This window comes from Bacillus sp. LK2 (assembly GCF_001043575.1).
Lineage (GTDB): Bacteria > Bacillota > Bacilli > Bacillales > Bacillaceae_G > Bacillus_A > Bacillus_A paramycoides.
In genome coordinates, this window is record NZ_LDUK01000087.1 from 1 (window position 1) to 565 (window position 565).

Below are 565 nucleotides of genomic sequence, written 5' to 3' on the forward strand. Positions count from 1 at the left end.
CTACTTCCGCAAGACATGTATGAGTTATTTTATTAAAAGTGCGGGTGAAGGGAGTCGAACCCCCACGCCAAAGGCGCCAGATCCTAAGTCTGGTGCGTCTGCCAATTCCGCCACACCCGCATATTTTATTAAAATGGTGAGCCATGAAGGATTCGAACCTTCGACCCTCTGATTAAAAGTCAGATGCTCTACCAACTGAGCTAATGGCTCGTACAATAAAAACTGGTGCCGGCTAGAGGACTTGAACCCCCAACCTACTGATTACAAGTCAGTTGCTCTACCAATTGAGCTAAGCCGGCTAAATGGTGGAGGATGACGGGATCGAACCGCCGACCCCCTGCTTGTAAGGCAGGTGCTCTCCCAGCTGAGCTAATCCTCCGAATTGCCTGGCGACGTCCTACTCTCACAGGGACAAGGTCCCAACTACCATCGGCGCTAGAGAGCTTAACTTCCGTGTTCGGTATGGGAACGGGTGTGGCCTCTCTGCCATCATTACCAGACTGTATTCATTTAAGACAAGAATTATTGTAACTCATTTAACTTTTAAAGTCAACAAGTTTTTTAT

Annotated in this window: 4 tRNA genes and 1 rRNA gene; all 5 read right to left on the reverse strand. The window is 48.0% G+C overall.

Annotation, left to right across the window (positions count from 1 at the left end):
• Positions 1-39: 39 nt before the first annotated feature.
• Positions 40-120 (reverse strand) — tRNA-Leu (locus VK90_RS27080).
• Positions 121-134: 14 nt separating this feature from the next.
• A tRNA-Lys gene (locus VK90_RS27085) sits at positions 135-210 on the reverse strand.
• Between the two features lie 13 nt (positions 211-223).
• A tRNA-Thr gene (locus VK90_RS27090) sits at positions 224-299 on the reverse strand.
• 4 nt (positions 300-303) lie between these two features.
• A tRNA-Val gene (locus tag VK90_RS27095) sits at positions 304-379 on the reverse strand.
• A 5-nt stretch (positions 380-384) separates the two neighbouring features.
• A 5S ribosomal RNA gene (rrf, locus tag VK90_RS27100) occupies positions 385-500 on the reverse strand.
• Positions 501-565 lie beyond the last annotated feature (65 nt).